Below are 26,193 nucleotides of genomic sequence, written 5' to 3'. Positions count from 1 at the left end.
CCCCCCCCCCCCGGCCCTTCGTCGTATCAGGTCGGCCCGGCGCACGGTTATCCGTGGCGGGTTCGCTGTCACACCCTGGTCATTCGCTGTCCGAGTTCCCGGCGCAGCACCTCCTGAGACGGCAGGCGCCCGAGGACGCGTAATACCGTGGGTCGTAGTTCTCGCTGCTCCTCATCGGTGAGCAAGCCGACGAGATCGCGCAGTTCCATATCTTCGAAGGCCGAGGTCATGCGACCCAGGGTACGGCGTGCGCCCGGGTTCGTCATCCGTTCCGGAATTCCCTCACCTGGAAATAAACCGGACTGTGAGGCAACACACATGATTGACGAGTTTCGATGTAGCGCACCGTAGTTCAACTCACCTTGATGGGATCGTCGGTCTCCAGACCGTTGCGATTGCGCTGGGTGACGGCCAATTCCGCGGGCTGCGCATCGGGCCGGTACGGGGTGTACCGCTCGAGCGAACCCCAGTCCCGCGCCCAGTCCTCGGCGAGGTAAGTGGCCACCGAATCCGCCTGCAGGAGCAGTTCGGTCCAGCCCAGCGGACCGCCACCGATATGGTCCTGCCAGGCATTGGACGCATCCGATCCGGTCCGGTCCGGCAGGATGCGCCAGCGCGGCACCTCCGCGACACCGTTCGCGTGGTCGAACGGCCGCTGGCAGCCGAAGGCGAGCCCGACGTGCCAGTCCAGCAGTACCGGATCAGTGTGCCCGACAACCGAATCCAGGGTCGCCAGGCGCGGCAGACGAGGCGGGGTGACGGCCAGCCACTGGCGGCTGGTGATGTCGTTGTCCACCGCGACCAACCGCACGGCATTCACCTCGGGCGGCAACTGGTCCAGCGGGACCCGCAGGTTGCGCCAGGACGGGTTCGGGCCGATATCCAGCGGAGTCACCGAGCCCAGTACCTGCATGGTGCCGTCGGCGGCTCGTGTGCCGTATTCGACGGTCAATTCCTGCCCGTAGGTCAGCACTCCATCGGCGTCTATCGATTTGATCCGGCCGGCGGCGGTTATCGCCAGCACCCGGTAGGCGGGGTCGGCGCGCATCTCGTCGGTCAGGTCCAGGCGATACCACTGCGAGGTCAGTTTCGCCTGCTGCTGGTCACCCGTGTGATAGCTGCCCAGTACCGGGGTGCGGGCGGGGTCGAGGCCGAACGGCAAGGCGACACTTGAACCGTTGATCCCGGGTTGAGCTTCGGTGCCGCCGCCGGTCCCGGCGCCGGTGGTGTCGGTGGTCTTGTTCTCGGTATCGGATTCGAGCGAGTTGGCGCTGCCGGAGACAGTCTCCTCCGCGTCCGCGGTGAGATCGTCGGCCACTCCGTCCGGCGTGAAGCCGGTGGTCTCGGCCTCGGGATCACCGGAGACCAAACCGTTGGCCGGATCGCCCTCGTACGGCTGCAGCAGAGAATCGGCAGTATCCGTTTCCACCAGCACCTCGTCCGCCAATCCGCACGGGTCACCGGCCAGCGCCCGGAAATTGGATTTGGCAATCGAATACGCCGGATACTGGGCTACCGCCGCCTTGGTCAACGAAGCGATCTCGAACAACACCATCAGCGCCGCGGCAACCGTCAGCGGCGCCGATGCGTAGCGCGACGAACGAGATGGTGGCCCACTGCGATACGGCGCCCGGTAGTGCAACCACAACGCCACCAGCAGCGCGAGCACGCTGAGCCCGAGGAACAGTGTCGAAAAACCCTTACCCGCGATCAGTGGCGCCTTGTCCCACCACGGGACACCGTAGCTGGACACGTACCACCAGCCGTTCGAGCCGGTGAAGGTGATCGCCAGCAGGAACAGGAGGGCGGCGGCGAACAGCGCGCGGTTACGGGGCGCACGAATACCGTTGGTGCCCACGGCCACCGCCGCCAGTGCCGCGAGCGAACCGGCCAGGCCGGCGTAGACGCCGAAGTGATGGGTCCATTTGGTGGGGGTGAACATCATCAGCAGCAGCGAGGCGAACACGATGCCGAGAACGCGCACCGACGGACCGCGCGCGGTACCCGGGATCCGGCCCTTGCGCAGTACCTGCAGAACGCAGACCAGCAGGCACAGCAGCATCAGCAGCACACCGAAACGCCGGGCCAGCGAGCCGTCCGGGGAGAGCATCAGCAGCGAATCCCAGCGGGTGCGCTCGTCGAACCACGCCACATTCGGGCCGACCGCGGTGCGTACCCGGGTGGCCTCGAGCACCGTGGTCAGGGTCTGATCGGCGAAGATGACCACGAGTACCAGCGTTCCGGCGGCCAGCCCGGGGGCGAGCAGACTCACGTACCGTCCCACGGCGCCCCATACGCTCCTGCTCCGCGCCTCCGGGCTCGATCCGGTCCGGTCGCCACGGGCCCGTTTGATGATGATCTGCAGAACCGGACGGGAACCCGCGATCAGCGCGGCGATACAGATGAGCCCGGTCGGGCCGGCGGCCAGCGAGAACGCCGCGATCAGGATCGCGACCGCGGCCGGCAGCAGCCGTGCGGTGGCGATGGCGCGTTCGATCGAACACCAGGTGAGCAGCGCACCCGCGGCGATCAGCGGTTCGGGGCGCAAACCGTTGTCGTAGGGCAGCCAGAAGGCCAGGAACACCAGCCCGGCGGTCCACAGTGCGACCTGGTTACCGCGTACCCGGGCGCCCAGCCGCGGCAGCACTTCCCGGCTGATCACCAGCCAGCAGACGATCCCGGCGAGCAGCGTGGGCAACCGCATCCACGGGCTCGACTCCGAGATCCGCGACATCCACGCCAGCACCTCGTACGACCAGCCGAACGGCGCCTCCGGCACCCCGAACCAGCGGTAATAGTTCGCCAGATAACCGGATTTCTCCGACACCCTGGCCATGTTCAGGATGTAGCCGTCGTCGGAGGTGTTGGCGCCGATCACATGCCAGCCCACCAGCACCCCGAGTACCGCGCCGTCGGCGAGCCGGAACCGCCACCAGTGCGACGGCAGGAACCGCCGGGCGCGGCGGCCGTCGCTGATGTCGAGCAGATGCAGGGCCAGCAGCGCCAGCAGCGTGAACACGACCGCACCGATGATCGCGGCCAGTTTGAGCGGGGTCGGCGAGGAGGTGAAACGGGAGTCGATATCGGCGTGCAACCGGATACCGGCGCCGAGCTGCTCGGCGGGCAGGTCGGTGAAGACTCCGACCATTTGCGGCCGGATATCCCGATCCACCTGTGTGCGCAACGGAGTACCGTCCGCGCGGACGGCTCCGGTGAGCTCGGCGGTGGTCGAGGCCGCAGTCGTTACCACCGACAACGATTCGCAACCGGCCAGTTCCGCGCGATCGGCGGACAGCAACGGCACATCGCGCAGCACCACCGAAAACGTGTCGCCGGACATGCTGACCCGCAAGCCGCGGGCCGACGATTTACCCGATTCGTCGGGAACCGTGGTCACCACGGTCCCCTCGGCGGCGGCCGCTACCGGGCACGGCACTGTGAGGTCCAGCCGCAGCGGCTGATAACTCACCAGCGGCGCCTCGACATCGGTCGCACCGGCCTGCGGCCACTCCAGGACCGTTTCGTCCTGCCGGACCGGCAGCACCGGCGCCAGGATCGCCAGCACGAACCCGAGTAGCCCGGAAACCAGGGCCAGCAGTCGGATACGGTTCAACGCTCGGGGGGATCGTTGCGGTCGCACGGGGCTCGACTCTAATGGGCGCAACCAGGCGCAGCGCATCCACGGCTCGGCACGGCCTGGCGGAGTCCCGGTCCGAACTCAGCGCTTCACCACGATCAGGGTGAACGGTCCGATATCGGTGGTGGTGAAGCGGGGATCGTCGAACAGAGCCGCCGGGAAGGTGACGGTGTAGCGGCGGACGTTGGGGTCGTTCGGGTATACGTCCGCGGCCAGCCGCAGGGTGTAATCGTCGCCGCTGCGGCGAAACAGGAAAGCGTCGGGGGCGCGCCAGGGGGCGGCGGCCATCGCATCGAGGAGTTCCTGCGGCGTCTCCAGTTCGCTCCAGGCCTCGATGGTCGCCGAACGGTCCGCATAGTCGGCCAGCGGATTCGCGTAATGCGAGGTCAGGCCCTGGAATCCGAAATACGGGTAGTAGGCCAGGAAGGTGGTGTCGCCGGTGAGCACCACGTTCTCCGACGGTTCGCGGCCGGTCTGCGCGCGCAGGGCGTCGTCGATGTGGTGGTAGTGCCGGACAGCGGCGGGGTCGCGCTGGTCGGCGCGGTGGCCGTCGCCGTCGGTATCGGTGTAGGCGGTGGTGATCTCGGGCGCCAGGACGTGTGGAATGTTCTGGCAGTAGGCCAGCGCACCCACGGTCGCGAGGACGATGGCCACCCAGCGGAAGCGTGCCGGTTCGTTCAGCGCCTGATACACCGCCCGGGCGCCCTCCACGAACCCGAACGCGCCCGCCGCCGCCAGCAGCACCAGCAGCACCGGTTCCAGCCGGAACGACAGCAGGGTGCTGCCCGCCACCGTGGCCAGCATCGACAGCAGCGACCACAGATATACCGCGATCACCCCGAGCCCCAGCGATTGCGCCCGCCGGGAGGAGTTCGCGCGCAGCACCAGCCAGATCACTCCGACCAGGCACAGACCGCCGAGCAGCGAGAACACCGCCATCGGCAGCGGCAGTTCGGAGCCGGCCTCCGGCAGATAGTGGAACGCGCCACCGGATTCCAGCTTCGGGTTGTCCGGCATCCGCAGCAGGAACGGGACGAACACGGGCAGTCCGACCAGCGCGGTGATCACGCCCATCACGACCAGCCGCAGCAGCGGCGCACCGATCGCGCGCCCGATCCCCTGGACCTTCTCCCCCGCGGCTCCCTGCTGTGCTGCGATCCGCCGCGGTGTCCGCGCGGCATAGCGCGCCCGGATGCCCAGTCCGGCCGCGACGACCGCCATGAGCACTACCGTGAACACAGCGAACGCGAAGTAGAGCGTGTAGAACGTGGCCGCGAGACCCAGGAACAGCCCCGTCCCCAATACCGCGGCCCAGCCGCCCGCTGTGGCACCGGGTAGCCCGGCGATCTTCCCGGCCGCGCCGGAATCCGGCGCGGCCGTGGCACCGGTCGACCCCGCAGCGGACGGGTTTTCGTTGCCGCCGCTCCCCGGGCGCACCGCTCCCGCGCTCGCGGGCGAGGTCCGGCGGGCGAGTTCGGCCGGGCGATACAGCGCACCCCACGCCATCACGAGTACCGGCGGAATGAGGATCGCGATCACGGCGCCGTAGGCCTCGGGCGCGGCGTAGGTGACCCCCACCGCGGTGATCGCGGCGGTCACCCCCACCGCCCAGTCGGCGCGGATCAACCGCGACCACAGCACCAGCGAGACCACCGCCGCCACCGCGATCGAACCGATCGCGTACGGCTTGAAAACCTCCCAGCCGTCCATGCCGAGCACATTCGCCACGCGCCCGCCGAACCAGAACCACCCGGCCGGGTAGAACGGCGGCATATCCGCATACGTCATATCCCGCAGCGCGGCGCTATCGGTGAGCCGGGTGAGGTATTCGGTGCGGAATTCCTGATCGACCGAGATCCCGAACAGGTACAGCTTCGTCGCCGCCAGCGGCAGTCCCAGCGTGACCGTGACGAATGCCGAGATCCCGGCCCAGGACAGCAGTTTCGCCCACCGGCGGGCGCGGCGCAGCCGCAGCAGCGCGATCGATACCGCCAGCAGGACCGTGGCCCCGACCTGCCCCACGGTGGTCAGCGCCCGCAGCACATTCGAGGAGTTGAACGCCGGCCAGTTCACCAGCGAGAAGGCCACCAGCCCCACCGCAACCACCAGCACGGCGACCACTGTGGCCAGTACCGCCTCGCCGATTCCGGCCCCGACCTGACGCCCCAAACGCGCGCCACGACTCGTCGTCATCGGCGTACTTACCTCCGGCTCCTGTCCACCTACTGGCCGTCGGTCAGCCTAGTGGAGAACCACTCCGCGCCCACCGCACCGGCCGCGACTCGGCCGCCCTCGGGACCGATGGACGGGACGGCTCGGGTAGCCGGTCCGTCCGGACCTTCGTCCACACGGTCCTGACCACGACGAATCGATGATCAGTACACCCGCAGCATCCCCGGATCCCACAGACCGCTCCGGGTTGCGGTACCGGTCTGCAGTTGGGCGGGGACCGCGTCGTAGTACTGGTCGTAGCGTTCCAGGGTGCCCCAGTCGCGACCCCAGTCGTTCTTCAGATAGGTCGGGATGGTGGTGGATTTCGCCAGCATCTGGGAGAACCCGAGCGGCCCGCCGAACTCCTGGGCCTGCCAGGTGTTGGTGGAGCTCACCGCCAGCGGGCGGTCGGGCAGGACGCGGAACTTCGGGACCTCGGCGACACCGTTCTCGTGCCGGAACGGGCGCTGGCACGGGAACTGCAGGCCGACCGCCCAGTCGAGCAGGATCGGCTGTTCCGAACCCAGGTAGTCGTTGGCGGTTTCCAGTTTGGGCAGCCGCGGTGGGGTGAACGCCAGCCACTGGTCGCCGATGAGGATCGGGTCGTTGGCGACGATGCGCACCGCATCGGCTTCGGGGGCGATCTCGTCGAGCGGGATCCGCAGGTTGCGCCACGACGGGGCGGGACCGATATCGCGCGGCACGTAGGTGCCGATATAGCTCACCGAACCGTCCGGCTGCCGCTTCCCGTAGTCGACGGTGAGCGACTGCCCGTACTGCATGACACCGCTGTCGTCGTAGGACAGGATCCGCCCGGCGGCGGTGACGACCAGCAGCGGATGATCCGGGGAGCGCTGCGGCATTTCGTACCAGCTGGAGGTGACCAGCGCGGGCCGCTGCACACCTTCCTGGTAGCTGCCGAGAATCGGCGTGGTGGCCGGGTCCAGCCCGAACGGCAGGGCAACGGTGGAACCGTTGACACCGAGCGCGCCTTGACCACCGCCCGTACCGGCATTCTGGCCCTCCGCGAACGAGGCGCCCACCGACTGGTTGGAGGTGTTGCCGGTACCCGGTTTCACCTCGACCGCATCGGCGGACAGATCGTCGGGGACCCCGTTGGGGTCGAAGCCGACCGGGTCCACCCCGGCCAGCGGGTCGCCGGGGTTGGTGGGCGGGTTCGCCGGATCGATGATCGGGTTCAACCGGCCCGCGTTGGCGTTCACCTCGACAAGCACATCGTTGGCGAGCCCACAGGACTCACCGGCGAGGGCGTCGATATTGCCCCGCGCCAGCGAATAACCCGGGTACTGCGAATACGCGCCCTTGGCCAGCGACAGCACCTCGAACAGCACCATCGCCGCGGCGACCAGGGTCAGCGGGATGGCGGCGAACTTCCGAACCCGCCGGCCGCGCACCGTCCGAGTGGATTTCGGAGGTTTGGCGTAACCCTCCCGCAGTACGTGCCAGCCGACCAGCAGCAACGACAGCCCGAACAGCACCAGCATCACGGTGTTGGACGAGATACCGAACAGCGAGATCCGTTTGTCGAACCACGGGACCCCGTAACTGGAGACGTACCAGTAGCCGTTGATCCCGGAGAACGCGAGCGCCAGCGTGAACAGCAGACCGGCCAGGAAGATCGCCCGGTTCTTGCGCGCGCGCAGCGCCGCCGCCGACACCGCGACCGCGGTCACCGCCGCCAGCGAACCCGCGATACCGGCGTAGGCGCCGAAGTGGTGGGTCCACTTGGTCGGCAGGAACATCATGAAGAAGATCGTTCCGATCACCACGCCCATCAACCGCCAGGCCGGGCCGACGGCGATACCGGGGACCCGGCGGCGGCGCAGCAGCACCAGCATGGTGGTGAACAGGCACAGCAGCATGACCAGGAACGCGAAACGACGCGCCAGCGACCCGTCGACGGTTTCGACGAACAGGTAGTAGTAGCGCAGGTAGTCCTCGTACCAGGCGAGGTTCGGGCCGGCCAGCTGTCGGACACGGTTGGCCTCCTGGATCCCGGCGAAGGTCTGATCGCTGTAGACCACCGTGAGCACCAGGAATCCGGCCGCCGCCAGCGGCGCCAGCAACGCGGCGGTGCCGTGCTCACGGTGCCGTTTCACGATGATGCGGGTGATCGGCCGGATACCGGCCAGCAGCGCAGCCACACACATGAGGCCGGTCGGGGCCGCGGCCAGCGTGAACGCCGCGACTACGACCGCGACAGCGGCGGGCAGGAGTCGCGCTGTGGCGATGGCCCGTTCGATGGAAACCCAGGTGAGCAGCGCCCCCAGCGCGACGATCGGTTCCGAACGCAGACCGTTGTCGAAGGGCATCCAGAACGCCAGGAACACCAGGCCGCCGGTCCACAGCGGCACACTGCCGAACCAGGCCCGGGCCCGCGCGCCCCGCAGACCGTTGCCCAGACGCGGCACCACCTCGCGGCTGAGCACCATCCAGCACAGGATTCCGCAGGCCAGGGCGGGCAGCCGGACCCACGGGCTGGCCGTGGAGACCTCGGCGAACAGCTGGATCACGTAGTAGTACCACCCGAACGGCGCCTCCGGGACCCCGTACCAGCGGAAGTAGTTGGCCATATAGCCGGCGTCCGGCGCCACCCGGACCATGCTCAGGATGTAGCCGTCGTCGGAGGTGTTGGCGCCGAGGAAATGCCACACCAGCAGGGTGCCGATCACCCCGCCGTCGGCGAGCGTGGGTTTGAGCCAGTTCGCGGGCAGGAACCGCCGGTGCCCGCGCCCGTCACTGGTATCCAGCCGGGCCAGCGCCACCAGCGCGAGCACGGTGCACAGTACGGCCGCGATCATGGCGGCGAGTTTGATCCAGGTGGGACTCGAGCTGAACCGGGTATCGATGGTCGACTCGACGGTCATGCCGGCCGGGACATCACCGGTCATATCGGTGAAGATGCCCACCATCTGCGGGCGCAGATCACCCAGCAGCTGACCCGCATTGGGAGCGCCGGTCTCGTCGACCAGCCCCTCGAACGCCGCCGTGGTGCGCTCGTTGTCGGAGCTGATGGTGATGGCCGAACAGTTCGCCATCTCCGCCCGGTCGGCGGTGGCCACCACCGCATTCCGGTCCACCACATCGACCGAGGTGTCCGAGACCCGCACGAACAGCGCCTCCAGCGCCGCCCGGTCGCCCTGCGGGGGCGCGGTGGCCAGCAGCATGCCGCCCTCGGGCGGTAGCTGGTTCACCGCCGAACACGGGATGGTCGCCGTGAAGTCGAGCGGCACCTGCGACATCAGCGGCGCCTGCGTATTGGCCAGGCTGTTGTTCTGCGGCCAGGTCAGCGTCGCCGTGGTCTGGGTGACCGGCAGGAACGGGGTGGCGATCGCGAAGAGCGCACCGAGTACTCCGGTGACGATCGCGACGAGACGCGCCACCCGGAAATCCCTCGGCGTAACTCCCGGCCCCGGTTCCGGTGGCGTCTTCGTCAGTACTGCGGTGGCGACTTCTGGCACGCTGGCATGCTACTTGGGCGCGCCGCGCCCGGCCCGCTGATACCCCGGCGCGTACCCGGCCGAAACGAAAACGCTCGGGCGAACGGGGCATAAAAAGTAGCGGAACGGGGTAAAGAGGGGCGGCTGGCACAATCGGCCCGGAAATCACCCCCTTATGCGCGGGGTATAGCGGCGGTAATGGAAAGGTAGGGGCATGACCAAGGTGAATCTCGAGACGAACTACGGAACCATCGGCCTCCAACTGGACGAGGCGAAGGCGCCGGACACCGTCCGCAACTTCGTCGAATACGTCGAGTCCGGACACTACGACGGCACGATCTTCCATCGCGTGATCCCGGGCTTCATGGTTCAGGGCGGCGGCTTCGATCCGCAGATGCAGCAGAAGCCGACCAAGGCGCCGATCCAGAACGAGGCGGCCAACGGCCTCAAGAACGATAAGTACACGGTCGCCATGGCGCGTACCAACGACCCGCATTCGGCGACGGCGCAGTTCTTCATCAATGTCGCCGACAACGATTTCCTCAACCACACCCAGCCGGCGGGCCAGGGATGGGGTTACGCCGTCTTCGGTGCCGTCACCGACGGCACCGATGTCGTCGACCAGATCGCGAAGGTGTCCACCTCGTCGCAGGGTATGCACCAGGATGTGCCGACGGAGAACGTGGTGATCAAATCCGCGTCCATCGCCGGCTGAACTCCGATTTTCGTAGCGGTTCGGGTCGCGCCGGCGCCGTTATCCGGCGCGCCCCGGACCGTAGCCCGTCACAGCGGCAGCAGATGGTGTTTCCGCGGGTTGCGGATCACCGTCTTGTCGCGCAGTAGTTGTAGCGCGCGGCGCAATTCCAGCCGGGTCTGCGCCGGCTCGATCACCGCATCGATGAAACCGCGTTCGGCCGCCACCCACGGCGTGGCCACGGTGGCGTTGTAGAAGTCGACCAATTGCTGGCGAACGGCCGCTTTCTGGTCCTCCGGTGCGGCAGCGATCTGGCTTGCGCCGATCAGGCTCACCGCGCTCTCCGCGCCCATCACCGCGATACGAGCGGTGGGCCAGGCGAGGTTCACATCGGCACCGCACTGTTTGGACCCCATCACGGCGTACCCGCCGCCGTAGGCCTTACGCACGACCACGGTCACCTTGGGCACGGTGGCCTCGACGAACGCGAACAGGAACCGGCCACCGCGTTTGATGACGCCGATCTTCTCCTGTTCCACACCCGGCATGAAACCGGGAGTGTCGACCACGAGCACCAGCGGAATCTCGTAGGCATCGCACAACCGAATGAAATGCGAGGCCTTGTCCGAGGCGCGGGCGTCGAGCGCGCCCGCGTACACCATCGGCTGATTGGCTACCACGCCCACACTGCGCCCGTCCACCCGGGCGAAACCGGTGATGATGTTCTTCCCGGCTTCCGCGCCGTATTCGTGGAAGTGGCCGTCGTCGAACATCCGGAGCAGCACATCGTGCATGTCGTAGCCGGCGTTGTCGGAATCCGGGACGATCGAGTTCAGTTCCCGATCGCTGTCGGTGACCTCCGGTTCCAGCCCCGGATTGATGACCGGCGGCTGCTCCTGGCAGCTGGTCGGCATATACGACAGGTATTCGCGCACCCAGGCGAACGCGGCGGTCTCGTCCTTCGCGATGTGATGGATATTGCCGTACTGGGCCTGCGCATGCGCGCCACCCAGCTCTTCCAGACTCACGTCCTCGCCGGTGACCTCACGGATCACCTTGGGACCGGTGACGAACATATGCGCGGATTCCACCGCCACCACGACATCGGTGTTGATCGGCGAATACACCGCACCACCGGCACAGTTGCCGAGAATCATCGAAATCGTGGGCACCATCCCCGACAGCGGCTCCTGCCGGGTACTCAACTCGGCGTACCAGGCCAGCGAGGACACCGCCTCCTGCACCCGGGCACCACCGGAATCGTTGATCCCGATCATCGGGCAACCGACCTTCGCGGCGTACTCCATGATCGCGGCGACCTTACGGCCGAACATCTCCCCCACCGACCCGCCGTAGACGGTCTGATCATGGGAGAACACCGCCACCGGGCGGCCGTCGACCAGCCCGTGCCCGGTCACCACACCGTCGCCGTACAGCGCGGCCGGGTCGCCGGGCCGGCGAACCAGCGCACCGATCTCGGTGAAGCTCCCCGGGTCGAGCAGCATATTGATCCGGTCACGAGCGCTGGGGATACCCTTGCGCGCCCGCTTCGCCGCGCCGGCCTCGCCCGCCGGTTCCTGGGCGAGCTCCAAACGCTGCCGCAGGTCGGCGAGTTTTTCGGCGGTAGTGCTCACTTGCTCCCTTTCACACCCGATGAATCGATCCGGGCGAGTTTAGCGGTGAGGTCCGCGCCGATTTTCCCGATCCTCGGCTCATCGATGATCTGCAGGTGGTCGCCGGGGATATGGATGACCTCCAGGTTGGGCACAAACTCGTCCCAGCCCCCGTTGGGCCGACGCTCTGCATAACGCGGCTCCAGCTCGATCGCACCGTCGTGGTACCGATCGGCCAGGTAGAGAACGACGTCGCCCTCGTAATTCGCGGGCTGGACCTGCTGCAGTGCGCGGTTTTCGATCCACGAAGTCTTCTGATGCTCGAGCACCCCGCCGGGGATCTTCGCACCGGTCATCCTGATCAGGTCACTGATCATCTTGAACTGTTCCTCGTCCGAGGAGTCGGCCAACTCTCGCAGCTGGTCGTCGTCGAGTTCACCGTCGATATTGAAGGTCTTCTTGGCGAACACCTGATACCGCTGGATCCGACGGAAACGTTCCTCAGAACTGTTGTTCTCCGGCTCCACTGGAATGGCGAGATCTATCAGGCCGACGAGCCGGACGTCGGCTCCTTCGGCACGAAGAATGTGTGCGACCGCCATGGCCAATACAGCACCGAGTGACCAACCGTAGAGTACGAACGGGCCGTCGCCTTGCAGCTTGCGCAGTTCCGGGACGTACTCGCGCGCACGTTCCTCGATTGATCCCTCGGCTCGTTCGAGACCGTACATCGGTGTGTTCTCGGGAAGCCGCTTGAGCAGCGGTTCGTAGACAAGCGTGTTTCCGCCCGCCGGATGGAAGACGAAAACCGGTACCGCAAGCGACCCTTCGGGCCGCGCCCGCAGAGTACGGACATATCCGTCGACATCCGCTCCGCTGTCCTGCAGAGTGCGAACGATTTCGGCCAACTGCTCGATAGTTTCGCAATCGAGCACATCGTCGACGGTGATCTCCGCACCGACGCGGTCGGTGAGCCGAGCCGCCAATTTCTCCGCGGTGTCCTCATCGAGGATCGGCAGAGTGTTGAAGATCCCGCCGGCCGATTCACCGGTGACCACGGCCCAGGACGCGTAGGTCAGGCGTTCCGCAGCGTCACGTGGCGGAACGTTCTCCTCGTCGCCGGAACCGGCTGCGCCGCCCCCGAATACCGCAGCACCTGCGGCCGGGGCCGGCTTCGCCGCAGCGACCGCAGGCTGGGTCGCACTGCGCCCGGAGTCCGTTTCCGTAGCGGCGCCCCCGGCTTCCGAACCGTTCGGGGCGCCACCGGAATCCGTCGTTCCGGAGGTCGTTTCGGTTGTCTCGGCAGCGGTGTCGGCCGCCGTATCACCGCCACCGCCCGACGCCTGGTTCAAGGCCGCGACCGGGTCCTGCCCCGACTCCATGGCCGCCTTCGCCGCTTCGACGAAGTTGTCGTCCACATTGAGCGCACCGGATTCCCCGGCGGCCTGCTTCTCCGCCATTTCCCGCACCTCGTCGCGGTGCTCGATCGCGTAGCGCAGCACCTTCCCGACCTCGTGCAGGCTGGCATCGCGTACCGCCGAAACCTGGAGCTGCGGAATATCGAATTCGTATTCGACCCGGTTCTTGATCCGCATCGCCATCAGCGAATCCAGGCCGAGTTCCATGAGCGGGATCTCCATCGGCAGATCCTCGACGGCGTAGCCCATGGATTCGGCGACGATCAGTGCCAGCCGTTCCTCCACGGTCTGACCACTGTCCGGGCTCCAGCGGTCGCCGAAGCCGGCGGTATCCACCGCATCCAGGACCTCGGGTTCCGTGGTGCCCGCCGGGGCAACTGCCGCCGATTCGGCCGGCGCCGGGATGGCCTGGGCCGCACCGGAAGTGATCACCGCGTCGTACAGCAGCCGGAACTGCGCACCTTCGCGGGCATGTACCTGCACCGACGCGCCGCCGGGGTGCGGGGTGAGGGTGGTGGTCAGCGTCCCGGTCGCGGGCAGCGGTGCGTGGGCGACACTGGCGCCCAGGTTCACATCGGCCAGTACCTGCGCGGCCGCCGCGGCTACCAGCGCCGGCAGTTCGTCCACCGCCGCGGCCTGTACCTCCCATACGTGCCGGCCGTCCGGCAGCGCCACCGAGGCACCCGGTACCCGTGCGCTGCCGCCGGTGGACAGCGGACTCACCTTGGGCCAGTAGTGCTTACGGACGAACGCGGTACGCGGGATATCGGCGTAGGGCCCGGCCGGAACCAGCGACGCCAGATCCACCGAATGGCCGTGCACGTACAGCTGTGCCAGCGCCGTGATCACGGCGGCGGATTCGTCTTCTTTGCGCTTGAGCGTGGGGATCAGCTGGGCGTCGTGCAGGCCGGCGGCGAAGGTGGTGCCGAGTACCTGCATGAGCGCCACCGAGTTCGGGGCGAGTTCCAGGAATGTCGTGATCCCGGCGTCGACCGCGCGTTTCACGGCATTGGTGAAGTACACGCTGTGGCGCATATTCTTCACCCAGTAGGCCTCGGTGTGCACCGGGTCGTGACCGGGTGCGTAGTACTGCTCCTTGTCGACCGTGGAGTACAGCCCGACGGTCGGTTTCGTCGGCTCGAGCCCGGCCAATTCGGCGGCGAGTTCACCGAGCAGCGGATCCATCTGCGAGGTGTGCCCGGCGCCCTTGGTCTGCAGTACGCGGGCGAATTTCCCGGCATCCTCGACCTTCGCGACGATCGCCGCGACCTGATCCACCGGACCACCGATCACGGTGTTGGTCGGCGCCGCGTACACCGCCACCTCGATATCGGGGTAATCGGGCAGCATGGCGGCGATATCCTCGGCGCTCAACTCCACCAGCGCCATATTGCGGACGTCGTCGTCGGTGAGCATCTGCTCGCCTTCGCGCATCAGGCGCGACCGCGCGCAGATCACCCGCACCGCGTCCTCCAGCGGCAGCCCGCCGCTGATATACGCACCGGCCACCTCACCCTGGGAGTGGCCGACGATCGCGGCGGGTTCGGCTCCGTGCGCCCGCAGCAGCGCGGCAAGCCCGACCTGGATGGTGAACGTACCGACCTGCGAGGTGCCGATATCCCAGTCCTGGGCGTCGTCGAGCATCAGCTCGCGCACCGAATAACCGGCCTCGTCCTCGACGAGTTCGTCGACCTCGTCGACGGTGCGGCGGAAGATCGAATTCTCTTGGTAGAGCTGTTTACCCATCTTCCGGTGCTGGGCGCCGAAACCGGCCATCACCCACATCGGCCCCTCGGGCGCGGGCGCATCCGCGGTGAACACCCCGGCCCCCGGCTTACCCGCGGCGATCGCGCGCAACCCGGCCACGGCCTCGGCGTGGTCCTTGGCCAGCACGACGCCGCGGGACCGCCAGTGACTGCGCTTGGCCAGCGCACGCGCCACATCCACCAGCGGAGTCCGCTGCCCCGCTTCGCTTTCCAGCCAATCGGCCAGATCGGCGGCGGCGCGGCGACGACGCGAAGGTAGATACGCGGAAACGGCCAGAATCACCGGCAACGGTTCGGCGCGGTCGGCCGACCATTCGGGTTCGGGCGCGGCCTCCGCGGTAACCGCTTCCGCCTCCGTCACCACATCGGTGGTCTCCACGTCGAGTCCGGCGGTCTCCGGCGAGCTGCCGGCCGGTTCTTCGGCCGTGGCGGCCGGGGCGACGTACTCCTGGACCACCACATGCGCGTTGGTACCGCCGAAACCGAAACCGGAGATACCCACCGTCGCCGTGCCGCTGTAGCGCGGGAACGGAGTCGGCTCGTCGACTACCTTCAAGCGCGCCTGTTCGAACGGGATATACGGGTTCGGTCCCGCGTAGTTGATATTGGCGGGCACCACATCATGCTGGAACGCGAGAAGCACCTTGGCCAGGCTCGCGGCGCCCGCACCGGATTCCAAATGACCGAAGTTGGTCTTGGCCGATCCCAGGAGCACGGGCGTATCGGCCGCACGACCGGCGCCGACGACGGCACCCAGGGCCTGCGCCTCGATGGGATCGCCGACCAGTGTGCCGGTGCCGTGCGCTTCGATGTAGTCGACCGTGGAGGGCACGATCCCGGCATCGCGGTAGGCGCGGCGCAGCACATCGGCCTGGGCCTCGGGGTTCGGAGCGATGAGCCCGTTGGACCGGCCGTCGCTGTTTACGGCCGAACCCTTGACCACCGCAAGAATGTTGTCACCGTCGCGTTCGGCGTCGGCGAGACGTTTCAGCACCACCAGACCTGCGCCCTCAGAGCGGACCATACCGTCCGCGTCGGACGAGAAGGCCTTGATCCGGCCGTCCTCGGCAACCGCGCCGTTCTTGTCGAAACCGAGCGTGGTCATGGGGATGAGCAGCATATTCACGCCGCCGGCCAATGCCACGTCGGCGTCACCGGCGCGCAGCGCCTGCACGGCCTGGTGAACCGCGACCAGGGTCGAGGAGCATGCGGTGTCGACTGCGACCGAGGGGCCGCGGAAATCGTAGAAATAGGACACACGGTTGGCGATGATGCTGCTCGCGCTACCCATGATCTTGTACGCCTCGGCCGATGCCGGCACGTTCGGATCGGTCTCGCCGAGGCTCATAGCCGCGATCAACTGGAAATCGCTGGTCGAGGTCCCGATGTACACACCGACCGATTCCCCGCGCAGATCACTGGCCGGGATATGCGCATGCTCCAGCGCTTCCCAGGTCAGCTCCATCATCAGGCGCTGCTGCGGGTCGATCCGCTCGACCTCGATCGGCGACATCGCGAAGAATTCGGCGTCGAAATCGGTGACGACCTTCTGGTCCAGGTACCCGCCGCGAGTATTTCCTTCGGCCACGGCTTGCGCCACCTGCGGTTCGCTCAGGAATTCCGCCCAGCGTCCTTCGGGAAGATCACGAATGGCGTCGCCGCCGTTGATCAGAAATTCCCAGGTCGAGTCGGGGGTGTCACCGGCCCCGGGCAGCCTGGTGGACAAGCCGACGATCGCGATATCGTGCGCGTCACCGGGGGCGTAGCCGGCGGTGTAGTACTGGTCGTCGAGGGCTTCGAGGGTGACCTCGGGCGGCCCGTTGACGATCACATCGGCCAACGAGGCGATGGTCGGATGCTGGTAGACCACGGTGGCATCGAGTACGACGCCGGTAAGCTCCTCGATCTCGCCGCCGAGGGCCAGCGCATCACGGGAGGCGAGCCCGAATTCCTCCATCGGCCGGTCGACGGTGATCTTGTCGACCGACTGGCCGGTGGCCTCGGCCACCCAGCGCCGCAACCACTCTCGTAGTTCCGCCACCGATATCTCGGATTTCGCGGCACCGGACCCGGCCGCCGCGCTCGTCCCGGCGGTATCGCCCTCCTGCTCGACGGGAAGGTTCTCGGTCGTATCCGGCGACGTGCCCTCGTTATCAGCCATCAGTCCTCAAGCTACCTGTCTGTATGCGGTGCCTGGCAACAGCCTGCATCGCAGGGATGGGTGGACGGCAACCGCCGGCGCCGCGGTGGTCACGATGCCACCACCTCCGGCGCACGACACGGGCCGCTGGGTTTCGTTCGGCCTCCCACCTGCGCCGATGCAGGTGAACACCGCGCGATACGGCGCTCGGCCGCCGCGCCGGGGTGGTTGCGCCGCGTATGCGTGATCACGCTGCGTTACCTCCTCCGGCACTACGCTCAGCCGCCTATCATCCCGGACGCTGCGCCACCGCGTCGACCGGGCTCATTCCTCAGGTGCATCGGGGAACGCCTGCTGTGTGTAACCACCGCGCAGCGTGCCCTCGATATATGCCGCCTTGCAGGCGCGGCGTGCGATCTTCCCGCTGGAAGTGCGCGGGATCGAGCCCGCGGGCACCAGCAGTAGGTCGCGCACGGTGACACCGTGGCGCTGCGAGATCGCCGCCCGGACCGCGTCCGCGATCGGCATCGGATCGGCCTTACCGGCGCCGGGCCCGCGCTCGGCGACGACGACCAGTTGTTCGGAGGCATCGTCGGCGTCGAATTTCAGACCCGAATGGCTGCCCTGCGCGAAGACCTCGGCGGGGAGCTGGTTGGCCGGAACCGAGAATGCCGCGACGAACCCGGGCCGCAGGGCGTTGCTGGCTTCCTGCGCGGAGAATTCCAGGTCCTGCGGGTAGTGGTTGCGGCCGTCCACGATCACCAGGTCCTTCACCCGGCCGGTGATGTAGAGCTCGCCGTCGAAGTACACGCCGTAGTCGCCGGTGCGCATCCAGTTGGCGTCGGCGGCGCTGCCCTCGGCGTGGCTGCCTTCGGGCAGGCGCTCGGTGATCTTGTTCCGGAAGGTCGCATTCGTCTCGTTCTCGCGACCCCAGTACCCGATCCCCATGTTGTTGCCGTGCAGCCAGATCTCGCCGACGTGCCCATCGGGCTGTTCGCGCGGCGTACCGTCGATCGATTCCGGGTCCACGATCACGGCCCACTGCGAGCGGGCGATATAACCGCAGCTCACCTGGGCGATCGCATTGTCCGAGCCCGGTTCGACCTTCACCATCCGGCCGGCGTTCAGCTCGGCGCGGTCGACATAGGTGACCTTCGCCTCGTCCTCCGCCTTGGTGGCCGAGACGAACAGGGTGGCCTCGGCCATGCCGTAGCAGGGTTTGATGGCCGTCTTCGGCAAGCCGTACGGGGCGAACGCCTCGTTGAACTTCTTCATCGACGACGTGGTCACCGGTTCGCTGCCGTTGATCAGGCCGATCACATTGGACAGGTCCAGCGATTCACCGTTCTTCGGCAGCCCGCGCACGGCGGCATGTTCGAACGCGAAGTTCGGGGCCGCGGCGAAGGTGCCCGCGCCGTCGGAGGCGGCGGCGAGCTCCTTGATCCAGCGGTACGGCCGCCGCACGAACGAGGCCGGCGACATGATGGTGATGAACTTGCCGCCCACGGCGGGCAGGATCACGGTCAGCAGGCCCATATCGTGGAACAGCGGCAGCCAGGTGACACCGCGCGAGTTCCAGTCCAGATTGATGGCGTCGACCATCTGCAGCAGGTTGGTGCCCACAGCGCGGTGGGTGATCTCCACACCGGCCGGGGTACGGGTGGAACCCGAGGTGTACTGCAGGTAGGCGATATCGTCCACCGCGATATCGGGCCGCACCCAGCTCTCCCCCACACTGTCGGGAATCGCGTCGACCGCGATGATGCGCGGGCGCTGCGCCGCGGGCAGCGAACGGAAGAACTGACGCACCCCGGCCGCGGACGAGCTGGCGGTGAGGATGGCCGACGGTTCGCAGTCACCGAGCACCGCGTGCAACCGGTCGGTATGACCTGGCTCGTCGGGATCGAACAGCGGCACCGCGATCGCGCCGGCGTAGATGGCGGCGAAGAAGGAGATCACGTAGTCCAGGCCCTGCGGCGCGAGTACCGCCACCCGGTCACCCGGTTTGGTGACCTGTTGCAGTCGACCGGCCACCGCGCGCAGCCGGACCCCGAACTGTTGCCACGTCAGCTCGTGTACCTCACCATCGCGTTCGCGCGAATAGTCGATGTAGCGGTACGCCAAGGTGTTCGCGTCGTTGCGGGTGTGCTTCTCGACGTGGTCGACCAGGGTGCGATCATCGGGAATGGTGATGTTCCCGTTCTCGTCCAGGTAGTCGTCGAAAGTCTCGTCCATTCCTTCTCCTCCGAGGCGCACGCCGCAACGGCACGATGACCGTTATTTACTGTGTGGCCCCGACTCGCTTTCGCCGCGGTGCTCTCATCCGAGAACTTTTCCCGCGGGTTCGGTGTGCGGTCTGCGCGGTGACCGCTATCGGCTAGATGTTCTCAAACCAGAGACATGTTACAGAGATGAGCTTCTCACTCCTCCCGGAGCAAGGGAATCACCGGCGCGAAAGCGTCCATCTGGGTCGGGTAGATGCCGATATAGGACATGCCGGTGAGCTGACGCACCCGGCGCATCTGCTCGGCGATCTCCTCGAACGTGCCGATGGCCACATATGGGGAGTTCAGGATGTCGGAGACGGTGAGCTGGACATCCACCTCGAGATCGGGAAGCTGGCCACGGTCCAGAGCCGCAAGGGCCATTTCCGCCATCTTCTCCCGGTCGTCGGTGATGACGATCGCGGTCACCGCCCAGTTCAGCTCGATCTGAGAGAAGCGCTCCCCAGCGGCTTCCTTGATCAGATTCACCTTCTCGATGGTCTTCTCGAGCGTGATGCTGGACAGCAGCCCCTGACCTTTGGGTGTGGTCACCGGCACAACCGAAATGATGTCGGCGTGTTTGGCGGCCAGCTTCAGCATCCGCGGCCCACCACCGCCGGTACACAGCGGCGGACGCGGGCCCTGCCGCGGCCGCGGCGTCCCCTTGATGCCGCGCACCTGGTAGTACTTGCCCTCGAAGGTGCATTCCTGCCCACGCAGCAGCACATCGAGAATGGTCAGCGTCTCGTCGAGTTTGGCCAGCCGGATCCCCGGGCGGTCGTAGTCCAGCCCGGCGGCGGCGAATTCGTCGGCCTTCCAACCGGCCCCGATGCCCACCTCGAGCCGGCCCTTCGACAGCACGTCGATGGTGGCGAGGTCCTTGGCCAGCACCACCGGATGCCGGAAGCCGTTGGCCAGCACCGAGGTGCCGAGGCGGATCTTGTCGGTGGCCTGGGACAGCGCGCCGAGGGCGGCGATCGGACCGATCTGGTCACCGAGATGATCCGGCACCACGAACGTGTCGTAGCCGTACTCCTCGGCCTGCTGCGCCGTCTGGATGAACTTGCGGGCGCCACCTTCCTGCTTGTTCCCCTCGCCGGCGGCGGCGAAGCGGAACTTTCGCAACGGAGTGCCCAGCGCGCTCAACTCATCCACCGGTGCGGCGGCTTCTGTCATGAACTCATGCTCCTGGATATCGGAAGTCACTGCGTATCCCGGCCGGCGCAGGGCCGGGACGCGCGATCACCAGCGCACTTTACAGCGTGCTGCGGGGGAAGGAACACGCTGCGTGCGGTGAATTGTCACAACACGCCGCCCATACCTCGCCACACCGCCGCGACAGCGGCTCACCAGGGACAATTTGGCCTACTCGAGCCGAACGGTCCGTGCCCGGTGTCTGGGCCGCCGACGCCGAATTGCCATCGGTGACACAGTTGCCGCGGGATCGGCGAGCACCTCATGAATGCGGTGGTTGCGGCGCACCTTCGACCAGGCCGATAGCCCAGTTCGCGGCCCATTGGGTGGCCGTGGTGCCGTCGGGCTCCACCACGAAATTGTGATAGAGGCTGTGCACCGGATTACCGACGGCCGCCGTGAGTGTGCCCAGGCTGCCGATGATATTGGCGGGACTGAGCGCGTTACGCGGTGCGTCGCAGATCAGGTCGCCGGGTGCGCAGATCGTGTACACCCGGTCGGCGATTTCGCCGAAACCTTCCTCACGCGCACCCGTCATCGTGATCCCCGGCACGCTCAAACCGGCCAGCGCGACCTCCGCGCCGATACCGGGCGGCGGGTTACCCACCTGGATCGGTTGCCCCGGCCCCGGTTCACCGGATCGGCGACCGTCGGCGATCAGGGTCACTCCGAGTACCCGGTCCGCCGGTACCGGGCCGTTGCCCTTACCGATCTGCTCGGCGATATCCCCGGCAATGACCGCGCCCTGCGAGAACCCGGCCAGCACATACGTGGTGAGCGGGCATTCCTCGTGCCGCTGGGTCAGGAAATCGAAGGTCCGCCGCGTGCCCTCGGTACGCGAGACGTTGTAGGAGGCCTGCCCGTCCGGCGGAAACGCCACAGGATTGGAGAACTGCGCGACGTAGGGAACCGTGTACACGTCGACTCGTTCGGCCGGGAACTGTTCGCGCACCGGATCGCTGATGTTCAGCATCAGCGAAGCCGGGTTGGCCGAGGGGTTGTAGGGGTCGTCGGTACTACTGGACTCCCAGGTGCCCGGCACCGAAATCATCTGCACGTCCGGGCAGCTCGCCGGCTGACTGGTCGGTTCTTCCGGGCCCGGCCCCGGGCCGGGCCCGGGCGGCGGTTCCCGCAGGCACCCGGCCAGCAGGTACCAGAGCAATATCACGATGACGAGCCCGGCCACACCCAGCGCGAGCAGCGTCAGACAGCCCGCCGACCGCGATCGACGGGCTCCGGAACGTCCCCTACTCATCGGCGGCCACTAGCAGTAGTGCGCTTTCGCGGTATTGATGTAGATCTGCCCCGCCTGCTCGACCGGCATCTTCGCGGGATCGAAGGCCGCATCCGCACCGGCCATCGCGGTCACCCAGGTGAGCATGGCGGGATCCGGGGTGCCCTGCGCCACCTGACTGCACACATAGGAGCCGATACTCAGCGCGGTATCCGGGGTCGACGGGGTCACACCCTGTTTCGCCAGCTCATCGATGTAGGTCTGTTCCTTGGGTCCGAGCTCCGCGGCCGCAGGTTCCTGGGGCTCCACCGGCGCGGGACGCTCCATTTCCTCCGGCGGCGCCTCCGGAGCGCTCTCCTCCGAAGCCGGAGGCTCGGGCGCGGGGGTCTGTTCCTCCGGCGCGGGCGCCGGAGCCGGCGCGGAGCTCTCGGACGATGCGGCGGCCGGGGTCGACAGCGTCGGGGTGCTGGTCGCGGTCGATTCCTCGTCGCCGCAGCCGGCGAGCAGTCCGGCAGCCGCCACGGCCGCCACCACACCGAGCATCGTGCCTCGGGTCCGATACATACATTCCATCCTGTGTTCCGGCGCGCCGTTGCGCGCTGGTTCACGGCACCTCTGCCGGGCGCCGCCGAACCACTGGTTTGACCGTCGGGTTACGTCAGGCCCGGCGAGGTCGTCGCGGGCCGCGCCCCCGAGGGTAATACCAGTACCCAGATCAACGCTGCGCGGCGCGGTCGATGCTCTGCCCGCGCGTGGGTAGACGGCCCGAAAAGTGCATCACCGTGCAACCCATCCTTGCTTTGCCGACCGCGAAGGTTCGGGGCCCGTCTCGTTCTGGAGCGACGGAGCGGGGGAGCGAAGCGGAGGAGCGGAGGAGTGAAGAACGAGACCAAAGGGGCCCCGAACCCGGGCCCCCCGCGGCGGGGCCCAAAAAAAAAACCCCCCCCCCCCCCCCCGGGGGGCGGCGCCATCAATACAGCACTTCGGCACGATTGTCCCGGACAGTGATCGCACCGTGCTGGAAGTTCTGCTGGACCCCGCCCGGGATGGCGAATTCGTCACTGATCGGGAAGCCCAGGCGGCCGTTCTCGAACCCCGCCTCCCGCCAGGCGTCCATGATCGGGCCGTTGCGGACCGCCCAGGCGCCCGAGAGTGGGCTCCAGTAGATGTTGCCGCCCTCGAAACCGCTGAACCTGCCGAAATCCTTCAGCGGAAGTTCGGGAGCCACCGGGAAGCCGAGCCAACTGTTCTCGAAGCCCAGTTCGGCGTATTTGCCGAGGATGAGGCCCTCCACCCGGTGGGCCCCGGTAGCGGGGCTGAAATAGAACGGGCCACCTTCGAAGGGTTGCACCGCGCCGTCGCGATGCGGTGTCTGCACCTCCGGCCCCACCGGGTATTTCGCCGGTCCGCCCTCATAGCCCTGGCGACCCCATTCGGCCAGGATCGCCCCGCGCACCATCTGCGCGCCGGTTTCCGGTGTCCAGTACAGCGATCCGTGCTGGAACGGCTGGTAGCGACCCCGGCCGTCCGGCAGCGGTGTCTCCCCGCCGATCGGCAGGCCGAGCGCACCGTGCGGCCCGGCCGCGGCCTGATAGCCGCCGCCGATACGGCCGGCCACCGGGTGCGCGCCCGCCTCGGGGGTGAAGAAGACCCGGCCGTGCAGGAAATCCTGGGCCACGCCGCCGGGCACCCGGTATTCGCCGGTGAGGCAGGTACCGAGCCAGCCGTTTCCGGCCGCCACAGCGGCGATGGCACCCCCGACAGCGCATTCCGGTTTCGCGGCGGGCACCCCGAGTGCGGCGGCGGCCTGGGACCAGGACTGGCGCAGTTCGAAATCCCAGTACGGCCAGGTATGGGTCCCGGCGGACCGGTAGTTGACGGTTGCCGGGATGCGTAGTTCGTGCAGCTTCGAGACGAAATTCTGGGAGGTGATCAGCGATAGTGTCTCCAGGCCCATCCCGAACATATTCGGCGTGACTCCCGGGATCTCGGATCCTTCGTCGTGTTTCCCGGAGGCGCCGGTTCCGCTGGATATGTAGAGGGATTTACCTTTCAGGCGGTCGGCGAGGTACACCGGATCGTGTTCCTCCCAAAGCGGGCTGTCGGGCGGACCCCACATCGCGGCGGCGTCGAATCCGCCGGCATCGATCATGGCGAGCCGGATGGCCTGCGGCATACCTGTACTCGTGGTCGTGAGGAAACCGGAGTAGGAGGCGGCAAATTTCGCGAAATCGCTGTTGCGGGCGGACAGGAACATGGCGGCGGTGCCGCCCATGGAGAGCCCGGCGATACCGCGGGTATCGGTGGCGCGCCATTGACTTTCCAGCAGCGGCGGAAGTTCCTTGGTGAGAAAGGTTTCCCACTTGTAGTTCTTACCGTTGTTGGGTTCCAGCCAATCCGAATAGAAACTGGCCTGTCCGCCGACCGGCAGCACGGCCGTGACGTTCTTGTCGGCGAAGAAATCGACGGCGCCGGTTTCGGCGATCCAGCCGCTGTTGTCGTCGGTGGCGCGGAGCCCGTCGAGCATGTAGAGCACCGGGAACTTCGCGTTGGGCGCGGTATTCCAGTCCCGTGCCAGCAGTAACCGCACCTGGATGGGTGCGCCCATGGCGGGCGAGTTCACCCAGATGGCGACGTGCCGGTCGGAATGCCAGACGATATTGCGGATCGTCGCCGGCGCGGCGGCTGCGGTGGGCTGGGCAGGTGCCGGGGCCTGTGCGGCGGCGAAGGGCAACACCAGCGCGGCCGCCACGACGGCGAGCCCGCGCCGGGCGCGTACACCGGGTCGGCCGGTCGAACCCCCTCTAACGCGTTTCTTCCCTGCCACACACTGTTTGTACCGCTGTCACCGGCGGATTCGCGGTAGACGCGCGGACAGCAAATCAGTTGATCACCGTCGTTACCCGGAAACAGCAGCGGCGCCACCTGCTCGTATTGCTTCGCAGGTGGCGCCGTTGCGCGGTGCTATCGGTTCAGCGGCAACCGATCAGCGTGTCGTCCTTGTCACCAGCCGTTGGTGGAATCCAGGAACATCTTGCGGGAGGCGAAGAGCTGGCTCTCCCAGTACTTCCAGGAGTGGGTGCCGACGTTCGGGAAGTCGAAGTGGGCGTTGATGCCGAGCGACTTCAGCCGCGACTGGAAGGCGCGGGTGTTCACCAGCGACAGTGCTTCCAGCGCCATGGCGTTACCGGTGTTGAACGCACCGATCGCGCCCGCCGGCTTGTCGTGCGGACCCGGCAGACCGCTGGCCGCCGAGATGTACATCGGCAGACCGCGCAGCTGCGGCGCGAAGACGAACGGGTCCATACGCAGCCACTGCGGGCTCCACGGGGCAGCCATCGAGTCGACGTTGTAACGGCCCGCGTCCAGCATGGCGATCCGGATGGCCTCACGCATACCCGGCGCCGAGATGTTCAGGTAGCCGGAGTAGGCAGCGGCCGACTTGAACTGGTCCCGGTGGTAGGCGGCCAGCGCCAGCGCGGCGCTACCACCCATCGACAGGCCGGCGATCGCGTTGTTGGTGCGGGAGACGCCGTGGCCCTCGAGGAAGGCGGGCAGTTCCTGGGTGAGGAACGTTTCCCACTTGTAGGTGAACTTCTGGCCGTTGGTGTTGCTGGGCGAGTACCAGTCGGCGTAGAAGCTGGACTGGCCGCCGACCGGCATGATCAGCGAGATGTTGTCGTTCGCGAACTGCTCGAGCGCGTTGGTCTCGAAGGACCAGGCGTTGCGGTCCTCGCGGGCGCGCAGACCGTCGAGCAGGTAGAGCCCGGCGTTACCACCGCGGGCCGCCCACTGCACCTGGACCTTGATGGGGCCCATGCTGGAGGGAACCATCAGTTCCTCCAGGCCGGCCCGGTGCACCGGCGCCGCCGGCGAGGCCACGGCGGTCGGAGCCGCGATACCCGCAGCGACCGGTAGCGCGAATACCGCCGCACCGATTGCCAGAATCCGGTTACGCCAACCGCGAGGTGCCCGTGACCGCCCTATACTTCTCTTCGGGCCGGCTGCCCTGCCGAAACGCATGAATTCTGCTCTCTTTCTGCTGTTGTGGTGTTGTACGCCACCGCTGCGCGGACAACACCCCGTTTCTCCTCGGCGGCGCCGGCGGCCGGTCCCGACCAACCATCGGCCGACAGCGCTACAACGATCTGGTCACAGATGCGCTCGCTGGACCTTATTCGACCTCATCGAGCCCAAGCAAGGCCGTGCTGATCGGATGGCCGAAATCCGCCGCGAGAACGTTGTGATCGCCCCGTGACGATACCTTGCCGAGCCGTTGATGTCTCGGCGGGCCGCGATATTCCTCCGTTATCGAAATCGCGCTCTGACCGGGGTTGTGTAACGGAATACGAACCATGGGCGAATTCCCATCGACAGCAGTGTGGGGCCCCCCCCCCACAGTAGGGGGGGGGGGGGGCGGGGGGGGGTGGGGGGGCGGGGGCGGGGGGGCGCGCCCATGATCCCCGCGGTCGGCCCGCCCCCCCTTGAGGCGGGGGGGGCCGCCACACTGCTGTCGATGGGAATTCGCCCATGGTTCGTATTCCGTTACACAACCCCGGTC

General features: G+C 67.3%; 13 protein-coding genes. 1 reads left to right on the top strand and 12 read right to left on the bottom strand.

Annotated features, from left to right (window positions below):
* Positions 1-68: 68 nt before the first annotated feature.
* From QH196_RS08375 to QH196_RS08360, 4 genes are all read right to left on the bottom strand, one after another.
* The gene (locus QH196_RS08375; RefSeq protein ID WP_168433881.1) at positions 69-230 is read right to left on the bottom strand and encodes a hypothetical protein; all 162 of its coding nucleotides are present in this window, start codon (positions 228-230) and stop codon (positions 69-71) included.
* 122 nt (positions 231-352) lie between these two features.
* Complete coding sequence (locus QH196_RS08370; protein WP_280415186.1) at positions 353-3,679, bottom strand: arabinosyltransferase domain-containing protein; 3,327 nt, start codon at positions 3,677-3,679, stop codon at positions 353-355.
* A 39-nt stretch (positions 3,680-3,718) separates the two neighbouring features.
* The gene (locus QH196_RS08365; protein ID WP_280415185.1) at positions 3,719-5,830 is read right to left on the bottom strand and encodes a galactan 5-O-arabinofuranosyltransferase; all 2,112 of its coding nucleotides are present in this window, start codon (positions 5,828-5,830) and stop codon (positions 3,719-3,721) included.
* A 182-nt stretch (positions 5,831-6,012) separates the two neighbouring features.
* A complete protein-coding gene (locus tag QH196_RS08360) occupies positions 6,013-9,330 on the bottom strand; it encodes an arabinosyltransferase domain-containing protein (protein WP_432279454.1) in 3,318 nt (1,105 codons plus the stop codon).
* Positions 9,331-9,523: 193 nt separating this feature from the next.
* Here QH196_RS08360 and QH196_RS08355 point away from each other — a divergent pair, with 193 nt between their 5' ends.
* On the top strand, positions 9,524-10,024 hold the full coding sequence (locus tag QH196_RS08355) for a peptidylprolyl isomerase (RefSeq protein WP_280415184.1): 501 nt from the start codon (positions 9,524-9,526) through the stop codon (positions 10,022-10,024).
* A gap of 68 nt (positions 10,025-10,092) precedes the next feature.
* On the opposite strand, the gene QH196_RS08350 is transcribed toward QH196_RS08355, so the two are convergent.
* The 8 genes from QH196_RS08350 to QH196_RS08315 form a co-directional block, all read right to left on the bottom strand.
* On the bottom strand, positions 10,093-11,637 hold the full coding sequence (locus QH196_RS08350) for an acyl-CoA carboxylase subunit beta (RefSeq protein WP_280415183.1): 1,545 nt from the start codon (positions 11,635-11,637) through the stop codon (positions 10,093-10,095).
* A complete protein-coding gene (pks13, locus tag QH196_RS08345) occupies positions 11,634-16,961 on the bottom strand; it encodes a polyketide synthase Pks13 (RefSeq protein WP_280415182.1) in 5,328 nt (1,775 codons plus the stop codon). Before pks13 ends, QH196_RS08350 begins: the two co-directional genes overlap by 4 nt.
* A gap of 303 nt (positions 16,962-17,264) precedes the next feature.
* Positions 17,265-19,175 (bottom strand): long-chain-fatty-acid--AMP ligase FadD32, encoded by a 1,911-nt coding sequence (fadD32, locus tag QH196_RS08340; protein WP_280415181.1) that lies wholly within the window; start codon positions 19,173-19,175, stop codon positions 17,265-17,267.
* Between the two features lie 185 nt (positions 19,176-19,360).
* On the bottom strand, positions 19,361-20,380 hold the full coding sequence (locus tag QH196_RS08335) for an LLM class F420-dependent oxidoreductase (protein ID WP_280415180.1): 1,020 nt from the start codon (positions 20,378-20,380) through the stop codon (positions 19,361-19,363).
* A 280-nt stretch (positions 20,381-20,660) separates the two neighbouring features.
* Complete coding sequence (locus QH196_RS08330) at positions 20,661-21,653, bottom strand: cutinase family protein (RefSeq protein WP_280415179.1); 993 nt, start codon at positions 21,651-21,653, stop codon at positions 20,661-20,663.
* A 9-nt stretch (positions 21,654-21,662) separates the two neighbouring features.
* Entirely contained in the window at positions 21,663-22,196 is a 534-nt protein-coding gene (locus tag QH196_RS08325) for a DUF732 domain-containing protein (protein ID WP_280415178.1), read from the bottom strand.
* A 406-nt stretch (positions 22,197-22,602) separates the two neighbouring features.
* The gene (locus QH196_RS08320) at positions 22,603-24,459 is read right to left on the bottom strand and encodes an alpha/beta hydrolase-fold protein (protein WP_280415177.1); all 1,857 of its coding nucleotides are present in this window, start codon (positions 24,457-24,459) and stop codon (positions 22,603-22,605) included.
* 176 nt (positions 24,460-24,635) lie between these two features.
* On the bottom strand, positions 24,636-25,655 hold the full coding sequence (locus tag QH196_RS08315; protein WP_280415176.1) for an alpha/beta hydrolase: 1,020 nt from the start codon (positions 25,653-25,655) through the stop codon (positions 24,636-24,638).
* Positions 25,656-26,193 lie beyond the last annotated feature (538 nt).

Origin of the sequence: Nocardia carnea, assembly GCF_029868325.1 — a bacterium.
GTDB classification, from domain to species: Bacteria; Actinomycetota; Actinomycetes; order Mycobacteriales; family Mycobacteriaceae; genus Nocardia; species Nocardia carnea_C.
This window is presented reverse-complemented; position numbering and strand designations above follow the sequence as displayed.

What these genes read in the sequence shown, in the direction of transcription:
- QH196_RS08375 (WP_168433881.1), bottom strand. Translation starts at nt 230, where the DNA reads ATGACCTCGGCCTTCGAAGATATGGAACTGCGCGATCTCGTCGGCTTG.
- QH196_RS08370 (WP_280415186.1), bottom strand. Translation starts at nt 3,679, where the DNA reads ATGCGCTGCGCCTGGTTGCGCCCATTAGAGTCGAGCCCCGTGCGACCG.
- QH196_RS08365 (WP_280415185.1), bottom strand. Translation starts at nt 5,830, where the DNA reads ATGACGACGAGTCGTGGCGCGCGTTTGGGGCGTCAGGTCGGGGCCGGA.
- QH196_RS08355 (WP_280415184.1), top strand. Translation starts at nt 9,524, where the DNA reads ATGACCAAGGTGAATCTCGAGACGAACTACGGAACCATCGGCCTCCAA.
- pks13 (WP_280415182.1), bottom strand. Translation starts at nt 16,961, where the DNA reads ATGGCTGATAACGAGGGCACGTCGCCGGATACGACCGAGAACCTTCCC.
- fadD32 (WP_280415181.1), bottom strand. Translation starts at nt 19,175, where the DNA reads ATGGACGAGACTTTCGACGACTACCTGGACGAGAACGGGAACATCACC.
- QH196_RS08335 (WP_280415180.1), bottom strand. Translation starts at nt 20,380, where the DNA reads ATGACAGAAGCCGCCGCACCGGTGGATGAGTTGAGCGCGCTGGGCACT.
- QH196_RS08330 (WP_280415179.1), bottom strand. Translation starts at nt 21,653, where the DNA reads ATGAGTAGGGGACGTTCCGGAGCCCGTCGATCGCGGTCGGCGGGCTGT.
- QH196_RS08325 (WP_280415178.1), bottom strand. Translation starts at nt 22,196, where the DNA reads ATGTATCGGACCCGAGGCACGATGCTCGGTGTGGTGGCGGCCGTGGCG.
- QH196_RS08315 (WP_280415176.1), bottom strand. Translation starts at nt 25,655, where the DNA reads ATGCGTTTCGGCAGGGCAGCCGGCCCGAAGAGAAGTATAGGGCGGTCA.